This is a genomic window from Roseomonas aeriglobus (assembly GCA_016937575.1).
Lineage (GTDB): Bacteria > Pseudomonadota > Alphaproteobacteria > Sphingomonadales > Sphingomonadaceae > Sphingomonas > Sphingomonas aerigloba.
In genome coordinates, this window is sequence record JAFHKN010000002.1 from 1,566,148 (window position 1) to 1,579,433 (window position 13,286).

Here is a 13,286-nt window from a genome sequence, read left to right on the forward strand (position 1 = left end):
TAGATAGGACGGCATCAATCACAATTTCCCGGACACCTTAATGCAGGTCATTTTTGCCGCCACTGTTCCCGCCGACGCCGATGTTCTCGTGCTGCCGGTCGAAAAGGACGGGCTGTCACGCGCTCGACTGACCGGACTCGATGCGGCCGCGCAGGCGCTGGTCCACGGCGGCGCGTCGGCAACGAAGTTCGAAGGCGAAGCAGGAACGATCGCCGAAATGGTCGTGCCGGCGGACGGCCGTATCCGGCGCGTGGCACTACTCGGTGTCGGCGCGGGTGCGGATCGAGACTGGGAAAAGGCTGGCGGCGCCCTCGTCGCGCGGTATCAGGTCGGCGGGACGATCGCCTTGACGGCCGACCTGTCCAGCCTCGACACCCCGCCGACCGCGCAGGCGATAGCGGGTTTCGCAGCGACGGCCGCGCAGCGCGACTGGCGGCATGATATCTATCGCACCAAACTGCCCGAAAAGCAGAAGCCGACGCTTAAGACCCTCACGATCGTCGGTGCGCCGGGCGATACGGATAACAGCTTCGCCGCAGTCGATGCAGTGACGCAGGGCATGGCCCTGACGAGGACGCTGGTCGCGGAACCGGCGAACATCCTCTACCCCGAAAGCTTCGTGGAGCGGGTGACGCAGGCCGTCGATGGCCTCGGGCTCGAGGTCGAAGTTCTCGATGAGGCCGCGATGCGGGCGCACGGCATGGGCGCGTTGCTCGGGGTAAGCCAGGGCTCGCGCCGCGAAGCACGGCTGCTCGTTCTCAAGTGGAACGGTGCCGGCGAAGGCGCGTCGACAGTGGCGCTGGTCGGCAAGGGCGTGACCTTCGACACCGGCGGCATCTCGATCAAGCCGGCGGGCGGGATGGAGGACATGAAGTGGGACATGGGCGGGGCAGGGGCCGTTGCTGGCGCCATGCTCGCGCTCGCCAAGCGCAAGGCCAGGGCGAACGTCGTCGGCGTGATGGGCCTGGTCGAGAACATGCCGGACGGCAATGCACAGCGCCCCGGCGACGTCGTGACGTCAATGTCGGGCCAGACCATCGAGGTGATCAACACCGACGCCGAGGGGCGCCTGGTGTTGTGCGACGCGATCACCTGGGTCCAGCAGGCGCACAAGCCGGCAACGATTGTCGATCTCGCCACGCTGACGGGTGCGATGATCGTCAGTCTGGGCAACGAATATGGCGGGTTGTTCTCGAACGACGAGGATCTGGCCGGCCAGTTGCTCGCCGCCAGCCTCGCCTCGGGCGACAAGCTGTGGCGCTTCCCGCTGGCAGACGCGTATGACAAGCTGATCGACAGCCCGATCGCCGACATGAAGAATGTCGGCCCGCGCGGCGCCGGGTCGATCACGGCGGCGCAGTTCCTGAAGCGCTTCGTGGATGAGGGCGTAAAGTGGGCGCACCTCGACATTGCCGGCATGGTCTGGTCGGACAAGGACGGGACCAACTACGGCAAGGGAGCGACCGGCTACGGGGTGCGGTTGCTCGATCGGTTCATTCGCGACGCGTTCGAGCGCTGACACAGGCCTGTGCAGGTCGACTTCTATCACCTCGTCGCCAGCCCGCTCGAACGGGTGTTGCCGCGGATCGCCGAGCGGGTGGTCGGCGGCGACGGGCGGCTGGTGATCGTGGCTGGCGACGAGCGCCAGCGCATGGCGCTCGACCGGTTGCTATGGACCTACACGCCCGACAGCTTCTTGCCCCATGCCCAGGCGGGAGGAGCGCGGGATGCCGACCAGCCGGTGCTGATCGCGAGCGAGCCCGTTGCCGCGAATGGCGCGCGTAACGTGGCGCTGGTCGATGGCGTCTGGCGTGACGACGTCCTCGGCTTCGACCGAGCGTTCCATTTCTTCGACGGCGACAGCGTCGGCGCCGCGCGCCAGGCCTGGAAGTCGCTCGGTAATCGGGAGGGCGTCGAGCGGCGGTACTGGAAGCAGGACGATGCCGGCAAATGGACGCAGGCGGCCTGACGGTTGCCAAACCGCCGCCCCGGCCCTAGGGCGGCGCCGCAATTTCCGCACCTCACAAGACAGGAGCCCGTGACCGTCATGGCCGCGAACCGTACCTTTTCGATCATCAAGCCCGACGCTACCCGCCGCAACCTGACCGGCGCCGTCACCAAGATGCTGGAAGACGCTGGCCTGCGGGTCGTCGCGTCGAAGCGCATCCAGATGACCAAGGAACAGGCCGAGGGCTTCTACGGCGTTCACCGCGAGCGCCCGTTCTTCAACGACCTGGTCAGCTTCATGATCTCGGGCCCCGTCGTCGTCCAGGTGCTGGAAGGCGAGAACGCCGTGCAGCGCAATCGCGACGTCATGGGCGCGACCAACCCGGAAAACGCCGAGCCCGGTACGATCCGCAAGGAACTGGCCGAATCGATCGAAGCGAACTCGGTCCACGGTTCGGATTCGGACGAGAACGCCGCGATCGAAATCGCCTATTTCTTCAAGCCGGAAGAAATCATCGGCTGATGTCTGGCGGGCGGCCGGTGATCCGGCCGCCCGCATCCAAGATCAATTGCTCGTCGTGCTTGCCGGACGTGCGACGGCAGTGATCGGCGTGACCGAAGCGCCCGCGGGCAGGGTCACCGGCAGTGCGTCCACCGTATAGGCCTTGAGCTCCCGCCCCTGTGGGATCCGCGCGCTCTTGCCCGTCACGAACGGCGCGACCGGCCAGATCAGCGCGACCGACGCGACCGTCGCGACGGTGTTGCCTTCGCCTTCCTGACGATACTTACCCGTCACCGGAATACGGCGACCATTCAGGTTAATCGAGCGCATCTCGACTTCCATCTTGCCCGATTTGCCGAACGCACCCTTGCCGGTCTTCCACACGACTTCGCCCACCGCAGGCGTGCCCTTCGGGATTACGACATAGTCGCCCATCATCACGTCGTAAGCGACCGACAGGTCGAACTTCGTACCGACATCGACCTTCGCACCCTTCGTCGTCAGGTCCTGATTCATCGACAACACGATTTCGGTATTGGCGGGAAGTGTGCTGGCGGGGTCGGTGGGCTTGGCGGCGGCCACCGCCTGGATGGGCTCGGCAGTCTGCGCCGAGAGAAGTGTCGGCGTTGAAAGTGCAGCCGCGAGCGCGGCCGTGACGACGAGCGTCTTCATGATTGGCATCCCCCTGTGCGCCATCTCCCCCCTGGAGCCAGCGTGTCGTCAGCCTAGTCCGCAAATCGCCCATCGCAATGGCGCCGATTGGGTCATTTTGGTTGAAGTTCAGCCCGTTGCCTTCAGTGCTTCCGATGCCCAAAGCGCGTCAAGCTTACGCCCATCACCGCCCGATTGCCGGCGGACCAGCCCGCGCACGGTGAACGACCGCCCGCCGATCAGTCCGCCCGGCTCCGTTCGCCACAACAGGTCGTAGATCGCGGTTTCGCTGCGCTCGCCGTCCTCCGCGGTGCAGGTCGCCGCGATCAGCACGGGCACACGCCCCTCGCGCCGGTCGGCGCCGCCGTCGGTCAGCTTCAGCATCGGCTTCGCCAGCCAGTCCGCTTCGATCAGGTGGGTGGCGACGGTGGTTTGCGTGGCCACGCCCAAGGCGGTCGGAAAGCGGATGTCGGCGCTTTCCAGCGGGCAATCTGCGGGACCGCGAAACGTGACCCCGCGTGCATCGACCGAGGCCGTCGTCAACGGCACGCGGTGGCGCTGGGCCGATTGCTCCGCCTTGGTCGCCGCCTTCTCCGCAGCGGCATCCTGGCGGTCCTGGTAGCCACTCCAGAAGGTCAGACCCGCGATGACGACACCGGCGACGGCGACAGCTTCGCCGATCGAGATCCAGCGGCGGCGGATCGCCCGGGTCTCGGCCTTCTCGGCCGGCGTTTCATCGCTCATCGTCCGCCTGCTTCGAGGAAGCGGCGAGGCGCGACCATTTCCCAGCTCTGTGCAACGCGGTCGCCGATGTGATCCCAATTGCTGCCAGACGCATCGGTGCGAATGGCGATCCAACCCGACGGCCCGAGGTATGCGGGCTTGAAGTAAAGCGCGGGATCGGCCTCGATCAGCGCCGCCATCTCGTCCACGCCTGTGGTCTTGACCAGGACCGCCGTTTCGCCGTCGCTATGATAATTGTGCCAGAAATAGGCGAAGAACTTGCCGCCCTCGATATGGAAGCCGGGCGAGCCATGCGACGTCCGTTCGGCGGCACCCGGCAGGGCGAGGGCAATGGCCCGCAGTTTTTCGAGGTCGCCGTCCTGATCCGGGCTCATCGTCGCACGAACTCCGCGAGTATCCTTGGGTAGAGCGAATGCTCGACCGCGAGCACTCGTTCCGCGAGCGTATCTGCGGTGTCGTCGGGCAGGATCGGGACGCGCGCCTGACCGAGCACTTGGCCTGCATCGAGTTCCTCGGTCACGACGTGGACCGAGCAGCCGGCCTCCGCATCTCCGGCTTCGATCGCGCGGGCGTGCGTGTCGAGGCCTTTGTAGAGCGGCAGCAGCGACGGGTGAATGTTGAGGATGCGCCCCGCCCAGCGCGCGACGAAATCGTCCGAGAGCAGGCGCATGTAGCCAGCCAGCGCGATCACCTCGACCCCGGCATCGCGCAGCGCAGCGTCGAATGCGGCTTCGCGGTCGGCGCGCTTGCCGGGATGGGCGAAGGTCGCGATGCCCTGTTCCGCGGCCCAGGCGAGGCCGGCAGCGTCAGGCTTGTCGCTGGCGACGAGCACGACCCGATAGGCTTCGCCGGCGGCCCGAACGAGCGACTGCATGTTCGAGCCGCGGCCCGAAATCAGGATACCGACGCGCCTGGTCATCGGCGGCAAAGTTCACGAAGTTTACCCTTATGGCCCAAAAAAACCGAAGTGAAATTTCGCATGTTGGGACTCAGGGTGATTAACATCGATGACGGCTGACAGGATTTTTCCAACATTACCAGTCGCGCGTCAGTCGGAGTGGGTCGCCGACCAGTCGCCCCGCGCGCTCCACGTTTCGGTCGACCCCGCCACGGTGCAGCCGCGCCGGCCCGCGCGGACATCGCCGATGCGAACGACGGTCTCACCCGCCGCGGTCAGGTTGGCCGCGACCGTGTCAGCATCCGCGGCGGCAACGATCACCGCCATGCCAATACCACAGTTAAAGGTGCGGGCCATTTCCTCGGGCTCGATCGCCCCCTGCGCCTGCAGGAACGCCATCAGCCGCGGCTGCGGCCAGGCGTCGGCGTCGACATGGGCGTGCAGCCCCTCCGGCAGGACGCGCGGGATGTTTTCGAGCAGGCCGCCACCGGTGATGTGCGCCAGGCCATGAATGCGGCCGGCACGCAGTTCCGGGAGGAGCGGCTTCACGTAGATGCGGGTTGGCGCCATGAGCGCATCGATCATGCGAACCTCATGATCGAAGGTCGCGGGACGATCGAGCTTCCAACCCTTGTCAGCGGCCAACCGCCGGACCAGGCTGAAGCCGTTCGAATGGACGCCCGACGACGCGAGGCCGAGGATCACGTCGCCATCGGCCACGCGGTCTCCGGTCAGCAGCTCTTCGCGCTCGACCGCGCCGACGCAGAAACCGGCGAGGTCATAGTCGCCGTCCGCATACATGCCCGGCATCTCCGCCGTCTCGCCGCCGATCAGCGCGCAACCAGCCTGGCGGCAGCCCTCCGCGATGCCGGCGATGACGCGTTCGGCCACGGCATTGTCGAGCTTCCCGCTGGCGTAATAATCGAGGAAGAACAGCGGCTCGGCGCCCTGGACGATCAGGTCGTTGGCGCACATCGCGACCAGGTCGATGCCGACACCGTCGTGCGCGTCATGCTCGATCGCGAGCTTCAGCTTGGTGCCGACGCCGTCGTTGGCGGCGACGAGCAGGGGATCCTTGAACCCGGCCGCCTTGGGGTCGAACACCCCGCCGAACCCGCCAAGCGCAGCATCGGCCCCGGGGCGGCGCGTCGACTTGGCGAGCGGGGCGATGGCGCGGACCAGCGCGTTGCCGGCGGCAATCGAGACGCCCGCCTGTTCGTAGGTGTAGCTTTCGGTCATCGCACAGGCCTCGACAAGATTCCGGTCGCCCTGGGCTGTCGGAGTGCTGCCCTTCTTCTGCGCGGAAGAAAGGGCAGGGCTTCGACACGCTCAGCCCGAACGGGGGAGTGGATCGCGCGCCCTCTAGCCACAACGCGCTTGGATTTCCACGCCCGCTTCGCCAAAAGGGCGCTCAGATGGTCATTCGCCGTATCCCCCGCGCGCTGGAGTTCGGACTGGCAGCAGCCTTGCTGGCCGGTGCCGGCTATGTTTCCGCGCAGATCGAAGGCGAGGATCGCGGCGCTGCGCCGATCGACAGCTCGGGCGATTTCGAGGTCGGCGGGGTGACCGTCGACACGACCGGCAAGACCGCGGAGGCCGCCCGCCTTGCCGGATGGCGGATCGCCCAGCGCAAAGCGTGGAACCTGCTGAGCCGGCGCCTGACGGGCGCCAATGGCAGTCTGGCCGATGGGGCGCTCGATTCGATCGTCACCGGCATCGTCGTCGAAAACGAACAGATCGGTCCCGGGCGGTACATCGCGCGACTGGGCGTCCTGTTCGACCGGGCCCGCGCCGGGCAGATCCTGGGCGTCGCGACGACCTTCACCCGATCGCCGCCGATGCTGGTCATTCCCGTGATGTGGTCGGGCGGATCGGGACAGGTGTTCGAACGCACGACGCCGTGGCAACAGGCCTGGGCGCGCTATCGCACCGGCAACAGCGTGATCGATTACGTCCGCCCCGTCGGCACCGGGTCAGACCCGCTGCTGCTCAACGTCGGCCAGACGGGGCGACGCGGACGTGGCTGGTGGCGTACCGTGCTCGACCAATATGGCGCGAGCGACGTGGTGATGCCGGAAGCGCGCCTCTACCGGCAATATCCCGGCGGGCCGATCATCGGCGTGTTCACGGCCTTTCACGGGCCGGACAGGGTACCGCTCGCCCGCTTCACGTTGCGGGCGCCCGACGCGAACGGGCTGAACGCGCTGCTCGACGCAGGCGTCGCGCGGCTCGACGAGGCCTATCAGTCGGCATCGCGCGGCGGGGCGCTGAACCCCGACGCTATGCTCGCGCCACCGCCCAAGCCCGAAGCCACGCCGACGCCGACCCCGACGCCAACCCCCAGCGGCACCGATCCGATCGGCGACATCATCGCGGCGTCGGGTGGGCAGACGATTCAGGTCCAGTTCGACACGCCGACCGTGGGTGCGGTGACGAGCGCCGAGGCGGCCGTCCGCGGCATTCCCGGAGTATCGTCGGCGTCCACCGCCAGCCTGGCGCTGGGCGGCGTATCGGTAATGCGCGTCACCTTCGCCGGCGACGTGGCGGTGCTCCGCACGGCGCTGGAGGCGCGGGGGTGGACCGTTCAGGAAGGCGGCGGCACGTTGCGCATCCGCCGCGCCGCCGCGCCCAACGCGCCGCTTGCCGTCCCGTCACCGGGGGGCTGATGCAGCAACTCGACCTGCCGCTGCCGAAACCGGTCAATCCGCGGGCGGAGGAATTTCTGGTCGGGCCGTCCAACGCCCAGGCCGTCCACGCGATCGAACATTGGGGCACCTGGCCGGTGATGACCGCGTTGCTGGTCGGCCCGCGCAAATCGGGACGCAGCCTGCTGGCCCGCGCTTTCCTGGCCAAATCGGGTGGAACGGTGATCGACGACGCCCACCGATCGAGCGAATCAGAGCTGTTCCATGCCTGGAACCGTGCCCAGGCCGATCATCGCCCGCAATTGCTGATCGCCGACCACGCCCCGCCCGACTGGGTGATCCGCCTGCCCGACCTGCGCTCGCGGATCGCGGCATCGCCGCACCTGGCGGTCGATCATCCCGACGATGCGCTGGTCGGTGACCTCCTCCGCTACCTGTTCGAACGGCGCGACCTGGATGCGCGCGACGATGTCGTCGCCTGGCTCGACCGGCGGTTGGAGCGGACGCACCTGGCCGTCCTGCGCGCGGTCGAGCGGATCGAGGAGGAGGCGGATCGTCGCCGGGTGCGTCGCCTGTCGATCCCGCTCGCGCGCGCGGCGCTGGGCGGCGGCGGCTTTATCATCGATCCGTCACATGAAGATGCAAGGGCGGTCGGATGATTCCGCCCCAGACATCGCAAGCCCCCGTTTCGCCCGTCATGCCGGAGCCAGCTCGCCCGGATGCCGAAAGCCGCTATTTCAACCGCGAACTGTCGTGGCTGGCGTTCAATCGCCGGGTGATCGAGGAAGCGTGCAACCCGGCACATCCGCTGCTCGAACGGCTGCGGTTCCTGTCGATCTCCGGTTCGAATCTCGACGAATTCTTCATGACGCGGGTCGCCGGGCTGATCGGCCAGCAAATCCGGGGGGTCGAGCAACGCTCCGCCGACGGCCGCACGCCCAAGCAGCAACTGGCGGCGATCGTCGAAGTGGGCGACGCGCTCGTCGATTCGCAACAGGGGGTATGGCGCGACCTGTCGGCGGCACTGGCGGGCCAGGACATCCGCATCGTCGATGGCGACGTGCTGGACGAAACGAGCGCGGCCTGGCTCGCGATCTATTTCCGCGAACAGCTGTTCCCGATCCTGACACCGCAGGCGCTGGATCCGGCGCACCCGTTCCCCTTCATTCCGAACGGCGGTCTGAGCGTCATCTTCGACCTGGTCCGCCTGTCCGACCAGGAGCCGATCCGCGAACTGATCCTGCTGCCCGCGGGCCTGTCACGGTTCGTCCGGCTTCCGGGTGAGGACTTCCGCTTCCTGACCATCGAGGACATCATCAAGCGTTTCTCGGGGCAGCTGTTCCCGGGATATGAGGTGAAGGCGTCGGCTGCGTTCCGCATCCTGCGCGACAGCGATATCGAGCTGGAGGAGGAGGCGGAGGATCTGGTCCTCTATTTCCGCAGCGCGATCAAGCGACGGCGGCGGGGCCGCGTGATCCGCCTGGAGATGGAAAGCGGGATCGATCCCGAACTGGAGCAGGTGCTGAAGGAGGAACTGGGCGGCGCCCGTGCGCTGCTCACCGAAATCGGCGGGTTCCTGGGGATCGGCGACCTCTCGCGCCTGGTCGAGATCGAGCGGCCCGACTTGCGATTCGCCCCATATGTCGCGCGGTTTCCCGAGCGCATCCGCGAATTCGGCGGCGATTGTTTCGCGGCGATCCGGGCGAAGGACATCATCGTCCATCACCCCTACGAGAGCTTCGACGTCGTCCTGGAGTTCCTGAAGCAGGCCGCCGCCGACCCCGATGTGGTTGCGATCAAGCAGACGCTGTACCGCGCAGGCAAACAGTCGGCGGTCATCAACGCCCTGATCGCCGCGGCCGAAGCGGGCAAATCGGTGACGGCGGTCGTCGAATTGAAGGCGCGGTTCGACGAGGAGCAGAATTTGCTGTGGGCCTCCGCGCTCGAGCGCGCCGGCGTGCAGGTCGTCTACGGCTTCATCGACTGGAAAACGCACGCCAAGATATCGATGGTGGTGCGGCGCGAAGGGGCGGGGTTCCGCAGCTATTGCCACTTCGGAACCGGCAATTATCACCCGGTCACCGCGCGCATCTACACCGATCTCAGCTTCTTCACTGCCGACCCGCGCCTCGGGCGCGATGCGGCGGCGGTCTTCAATTACATCACCGGCTATGTCGAGCCCGATTCGCTCGAGCTGCTGCACATCTCGCCGCGCCACCTGCGCAACGAGCTGGCGAAGCTGATCGACGTGGAGATCGGTCATGCGCTGGCCGGGCGGCCGGCGGCGATCTGGGCGAAGATGAATTCGCTGGTCGACCCGGCGATCATCGAAAAACTCTATGAGGCGTCGAACGCGGGGGTCGAGATCGACCTGATCGTTCGCGGTATCTGCTGTCTGCGGCCGGGCGTGCTGGAAATGTCGGCGCGCATCCGCGTGCGCTCGATCGTCGGTCGCTTCCTGGAGCATAGCCGCATCTGGGCCTTCGCCAACGGCAAGGACCTGCCCAACGACGAGGCGAAGGTGTTCCTGTCGTCGGCCGACTGGATGCCGCGCAACTTCGACCGCCGCGTCGAGTTCATGTTGCCGGTGCTCAATGAAACCGTCCATGATCAGGTGCTCGACCAGGTGATGGTCGCCAACCTCCTCGACAGCGAACAGAGCTGGGAACTGCAGCCTGACGGACGCTATGTCCGGGTGGCGCCGGGGCCGAAGCCGTTCAACCTGCACCGCTATTTCATGACCAATCCGTCACTGTCGGGCCGCGGCGCGGCACTGGGGCGGCGCGGGGCGGTACCCAAGCTGTCGCTGGCGCGACGCGGGCGCGGCGCGGGATGAGTGCCGCGCGCCGGCTGGCGATCATCGATATCGGATCCAATTCGATCCGCCTCGTCGTCTATCAGGGCGCGCGACGGGTGCCGGCGCCGATCTTCAACGAGAAGGTGATGGCCGGGCTTGGCCGGTCGCTGTCCGAAACCGGTGCGATCGATGCCGACGCGTTCGCGCTGGCGCGCACCGGTCTGGCCCGCTTCGCCTGGCTGACGCGGGAAATGAAGGTCGACGAGGTCCGCACCGTCGCAACCGCCGCCGTCCGGGATGCGAGCAACGGCGCAGACCTGATCGCGGTCGCCGAGAGCCTGGGCCTCTCCGTCGAGGTGCTGAGCGGGGAAGAGGAGGCGACCGCGGCCGGGATGGGCGTACTGTCGGCGATCCCCGACGCGGACGGCATCGTCGGCGATCTGGGCGGCGGCAGCCTGGAGTTGGTGCGGATCGTCGCCGGTACCGTCACCGACCGCGTGTCCTTCCCGCTCGGCGTCCTGCGCCTCTCGGCGATCCGCGCCAAGGGCAAGTCGTCGCTGGATCGCCGTGTCGCCGCCTTGCTGGCCGAGACCGGCTGGGCGGGGCGGGGGAAGGGGCTGCCGCTCTACATGGTCGGCGGGTCGTGGCGGTCGCTGGCCAAGCTGGACATGGAGCTGAACGGCTATCCGCTGCCCGTCATCCACGGTTATGCGATGAGCGGCGACGAGGTCGCCCGCCTGGGCCGGTCGCTGACGCATCTCGACAAGGCGCGAATGAAGGCGGTCGCAGGGATTTCCGCCGCCCGTGCGCCGACGCTCGGCGACGCGGCCGCGTTGCTGGCGATCCTGATGCGGCGTCTGGGGACGACCGCTGCGGTGGCGTCATCGCACGGGCTGCGCGAGGGGCTGCTTTACCAGCGCCTGCCCGGCGCGGTTCGTGCCGAAGATGCCCTGATCGTGGCGGCGCGCGAGGAAGCCCGGGTGGCGGGGCGATTTCCCGAACATGGCGACGTGCTCGATCGCTGGATCGCTCCGCTGTTCGACGCGGATCCGCCCGAACGTGCCCGCCTGCGGCACGCCGCCTGCCTGCTCGCCGACGTCGGATGGCGCGCGAACCCCGAATTTCGGGCCGAACGCGGGGTCGAGATCGCGCTGCACGGGAATTGGGTCGCGATCGATGCGCGGGGACGCGCGCTGATCGCGCAGGCGCTGCACGCCTCGCTCGGGGGGGAAGCGACATCGCCCGATCCGCTCGGTCGGCTGGCGCCGCATGACGAGCTTGCGGTCGCGCTGCAATGGGGGCTGGCGATGCGGCTCGGGCAGAGATTGTCGGGCGGCGTCGCAGGACCGCTCGAGCGTACGCGCCTGTCGATCGACGAAGACGCGGTACTGCTGCATGTCGCTCCGGCCGATTCCGCGCTCTACGGCGACACGGTCGAAAAGCGGCACCGCGCGCTTGCCGCCGCGACGGGACGGCAGGCGCGGCTGGTGATCGGCTGACCCGGATCAGCCGCAGTAGATTCGGCTGACGCGGTTATTTTCGTCGATGGCCACGTTTACGCGGCGCGACTTGAACTCCATCGTGACGACGTCGCCCGGCCGGATCGCGCGGAGCTTCTCAGCCCGCGACTGCATGCGGATGCGACGGGCGATGCCGTCGCCGTAGACCTGCCCGACATAGGCCTGGACGCGGTCGTTGAGACAGATGCCCTTGGTGTTCAGATCCACCGTACAACCGGTGAGCAGCAGCAGGGCGACGATCAACAATCTGCGCATCAGGCGTCCTCTTCGCTGTCGGTCCGGGTCATGGTCAATTTGCCGCCGCGCACGGTGAAGCCCAGCCGGCCTTCGACCAGATCGAGCGCATCGCGGCCGAATTGTTCGAAGCGCCATCCGTCCAGGATCGCCAGATCCTTGCGCTGGCCGGCGGCAAGCGCTTCCAAGTCGTCGGAGCGGGCGAGCAGGCGCGCGGCGACGTTGATGTCGCGGGCGCGGATCTTGAGTAGCAGCTTCAGCAGGTCGGCGACCAGCGCGCCTTCCTTGCCGAGCGCCGGTCCGCGTTCGTCGCGAGCCGGCATCTCGGCAGCGGGCAGGGGCTTGGCATCGGCGATGGCCGCCATCAGTCGACCGCCGATATCGTTGCCCGCCCAACTGGCCGATAGCCCGCGAACCTTGGCGAGGTCGGCCTGTTTGCGCGGCGGATTGCTGGCGAGGTCGGCGATCGTCTCGTCCTTGGCGATGCGGCCGCGCGGCAGGTTCTTGCCCCGCGCCTCGGTCTCCCGCCAGCGTGCGATCGCCTTCAGCCGGCCGAGCACTTCGGCCTTGCGGCTGTTGATGCGCACCCGCTGCCAGGCGGCATCGGGGTCTTGGGCGTAATTTTCGGGGTCGCCGAGCCGCTCCATCTCCTGGTCGAGCCAGTCGCCGCGCCCGGTCTTGCGCAGTTTGTCGAGCATCTTGGGAAAGATCTTCGACAGATGCGTCACGTCCGCGATGGCGTAGCTGATCTGGCGGTCGTCGAGCGGGCGACGGCTCCAGTCGGTGAAGCGCGCGCCCTTGTCGACCTGGATGCCCAGATAGCTGTCGACCAGGTTGGAATAGCCGATCTGTTCGCCCTGACCCAGCGCCATCGCCGCGATCTGCGTGTCGAAGAGCGGGAAGGGGGTCTTGCCGGTCAGGTTGTAGACGATCTCCAGATCCTGGCCGCCGGCGTGGAAGACCTTCAGCACCTCGTCATTCTCGGTCAGCAGGTCAAGCAGCGGTTTCAGGTCGATGCCGGGCGCCAGCGGGTCGATCGCCGCCGCTTCCTCGGTATTGGCGACCTGGATCAGGCAAAGCTCAGGCCAGAAGGTGTTCTCGCGCATGAATTCGGTGTCGACCGTGATGAACGGCGAAGCGCTGAGGCGGGTACAAAGATTGGCGAGGGTAGCCGAGTCTTCGATCAACGGGTGAATGTGCATAGGCCGGCGGCCATAGACCCGTGCGCGCGGCTTGACAAAGGGCGTCGTGGAGGGGAGGGCGCCGGCCTAGAATTCCAATCCGTCATCCCCGCGCAGGCGGGGATCAATTCTGGCTGGCTTATCGGCAAGAGCCTCACGCGTCAGCC

Annotated in this window: 14 protein-coding genes; 7 read left to right on the forward strand and 7 right to left on the reverse strand. The window is 67.3% G+C overall.

What is annotated here, in order from left to right; all coding sequences use genetic code 11:
- Positions 1-40 precede the first annotated feature (40 nt).
- The 3 genes from JW805_07870 (at position 41) to ndk (ending at position 2,470) form a co-directional block, all read left to right on the forward strand.
- Positions 41-1,519 (forward strand): leucyl aminopeptidase, encoded by a 1,479-nt coding sequence (locus JW805_07870; GenBank protein MBN2971932.1) that lies wholly within the window; start codon positions 41-43, stop codon positions 1,517-1,519.
- Positions 1,520-1,528: 9 nt separating this feature from the next.
- Positions 1,529-1,969, forward strand: coding sequence for a DNA polymerase III subunit chi (locus JW805_07875; protein MBN2971933.1), 441 nt, complete (start codon positions 1,529-1,531; stop codon positions 1,967-1,969).
- Positions 1,970-2,047: 78 nt separating this feature from the next.
- A complete protein-coding gene (ndk, locus tag JW805_07880) occupies positions 2,048-2,470 on the forward strand; it encodes a nucleoside-diphosphate kinase (protein ID MBN2971934.1) in 423 nt (140 codons plus the stop codon).
- 42 nt (positions 2,471-2,512) lie between these two features.
- Here ndk and JW805_07885 read toward each other — a convergent pair whose 3' ends face one another.
- The 5 genes from JW805_07885 to JW805_07905 form a co-directional block, all read right to left on the reverse strand.
- On the reverse strand, positions 2,513-3,121 hold the full coding sequence (locus JW805_07885; protein MBN2971935.1) for a hypothetical protein: 609 nt from the start codon (positions 3,119-3,121) through the stop codon (positions 2,513-2,515).
- A gap of 108 nt (positions 3,122-3,229) precedes the next feature.
- Complete coding sequence (locus JW805_07890) at positions 3,230-3,844, reverse strand: hypothetical protein (GenBank protein MBN2971936.1); 615 nt, start codon at positions 3,842-3,844, stop codon at positions 3,230-3,232.
- Complete coding sequence (locus tag JW805_07895) at positions 3,841-4,218, reverse strand: MmcQ/YjbR family DNA-binding protein (GenBank protein ID MBN2971937.1); 378 nt, start codon at positions 4,216-4,218, stop codon at positions 3,841-3,843. The genes JW805_07890 and JW805_07895 overlap by 4 nt, the downstream gene beginning before the upstream one ends.
- The gene (locus JW805_07900) at positions 4,215-4,763 is read right to left on the reverse strand and encodes a phosphoribosylglycinamide formyltransferase (protein MBN2971938.1); all 549 of its coding nucleotides are present in this window, start codon (positions 4,761-4,763) and stop codon (positions 4,215-4,217) included. Before JW805_07900 ends, JW805_07895 begins: the two co-directional genes overlap by 4 nt.
- Positions 4,764-4,892: 129 nt before the next feature.
- Entirely contained in the window at positions 4,893-5,981 is a 1,089-nt protein-coding gene (locus JW805_07905) for a phosphoribosylformylglycinamidine cyclo-ligase (GenBank protein MBN2971939.1), read from the reverse strand.
- Between the two features lie 176 nt (positions 5,982-6,157).
- On the opposite strand from JW805_07905, the gene JW805_07910 reads away from it, so the two are divergent.
- Genes JW805_07910 through JW805_07925 form a run of 4 tightly spaced genes read left to right on the forward strand, consistent with a single transcriptional unit; the run spans position 6,158 to position 11,683 of the window.
- Complete coding sequence (locus JW805_07910; GenBank protein MBN2971940.1) at positions 6,158-7,408, forward strand: hypothetical protein; 1,251 nt, start codon at positions 6,158-6,160, stop codon at positions 7,406-7,408.
- Positions 7,408-8,046: a hypothetical protein gene (locus JW805_07915; GenBank protein MBN2971941.1), complete on the forward strand. Its 639-nt coding sequence runs from the start codon at positions 7,408-7,410 to the stop codon at positions 8,044-8,046. Before JW805_07910 ends, JW805_07915 begins: the two co-directional genes overlap by 1 nt.
- Before the next feature lie 38 nt (positions 8,047-8,084).
- Positions 8,085-10,223 (forward strand): RNA degradosome polyphosphate kinase, encoded by a 2,139-nt coding sequence (locus tag JW805_07920; GenBank protein MBN2971942.1) that lies wholly within the window; start codon positions 8,085-8,087, stop codon positions 10,221-10,223.
- Entirely contained in the window at positions 10,220-11,683 is a 1,464-nt protein-coding gene (locus JW805_07925; protein MBN2971943.1) for a Ppx/GppA family phosphatase, read from the forward strand. Before JW805_07920 ends, JW805_07925 begins: the two co-directional genes overlap by 4 nt.
- 6 nt (positions 11,684-11,689) lie before the next feature.
- On the opposite strand, the gene JW805_07930 is transcribed toward JW805_07925, so the two are convergent.
- Together JW805_07930 and rnd are read right to left on the reverse strand one after the other, a co-directional pair.
- Positions 11,690-11,959, reverse strand: a complete 270-nt coding sequence (locus tag JW805_07930) for a hypothetical protein (protein ID MBN2971944.1) — start codon at positions 11,957-11,959, stop codon at positions 11,690-11,692.
- Complete coding sequence (gene rnd, locus JW805_07935; GenBank protein MBN2971945.1) at positions 11,959-13,140, reverse strand: ribonuclease D; 1,182 nt, start codon at positions 13,138-13,140, stop codon at positions 11,959-11,961. Before rnd ends, JW805_07930 begins: the two co-directional genes overlap by 1 nt.
- Between the last annotated feature and the right edge of the window lie 146 nt (positions 13,141-13,286).

What these genes read in the sequence shown, in the direction of transcription:
- JW805_07870 (MBN2971932.1), top strand. Translation starts at nt 41, where the DNA reads ATGCAGGTCATTTTTGCCGCCACTGTTCCCGCCGACGCCGATGTTCTC.
- ndk (MBN2971934.1), top strand. Translation starts at nt 2,048, where the DNA reads ATGGCCGCGAACCGTACCTTTTCGATCATCAAGCCCGACGCTACCCGC.
- JW805_07885 (MBN2971935.1), bottom strand. Translation starts at nt 3,121, where the DNA reads ATGAAGACGCTCGTCGTCACGGCCGCGCTCGCGGCTGCACTTTCAACG.
- JW805_07890 (MBN2971936.1), bottom strand. Translation starts at nt 3,844, where the DNA reads ATGAGCGATGAAACGCCGGCCGAGAAGGCCGAGACCCGGGCGATCCGC.
- JW805_07895 (MBN2971937.1), bottom strand. Translation starts at nt 4,218, where the DNA reads ATGAGCCCGGATCAGGACGGCGACCTCGAAAAACTGCGGGCCATTGCC.
- JW805_07900 (MBN2971938.1), bottom strand. Translation starts at nt 4,763, where the DNA reads ATGACCAGGCGCGTCGGTATCCTGATTTCGGGCCGCGGCTCGAACATG.
- JW805_07905 (MBN2971939.1), bottom strand. Translation starts at nt 5,981, where the DNA reads ATGACCGAAAGCTACACCTACGAACAGGCGGGCGTCTCGATTGCCGCC.
- JW805_07910 (MBN2971940.1), top strand. Translation starts at nt 6,158, where the DNA reads ATGGTCATTCGCCGTATCCCCCGCGCGCTGGAGTTCGGACTGGCAGCA.
- JW805_07915 (MBN2971941.1), top strand. Translation starts at nt 7,408, where the DNA reads ATGCAGCAACTCGACCTGCCGCTGCCGAAACCGGTCAATCCGCGGGCG.
- JW805_07920 (MBN2971942.1), top strand. Translation starts at nt 8,085, where the DNA reads ATGCCGGAGCCAGCTCGCCCGGATGCCGAAAGCCGCTATTTCAACCGC.
- JW805_07925 (MBN2971943.1), top strand. Translation starts at nt 10,220, where the DNA reads ATGAGTGCCGCGCGCCGGCTGGCGATCATCGATATCGGATCCAATTCG.
- JW805_07930 (MBN2971944.1), bottom strand. Translation starts at nt 11,959, where the DNA reads ATGCGCAGATTGTTGATCGTCGCCCTGCTGCTGCTCACCGGTTGTACG.
- rnd (MBN2971945.1), bottom strand. Translation starts at nt 13,140, where the DNA reads ATGCACATTCACCCGTTGATCGAAGACTCGGCTACCCTCGCCAATCTT.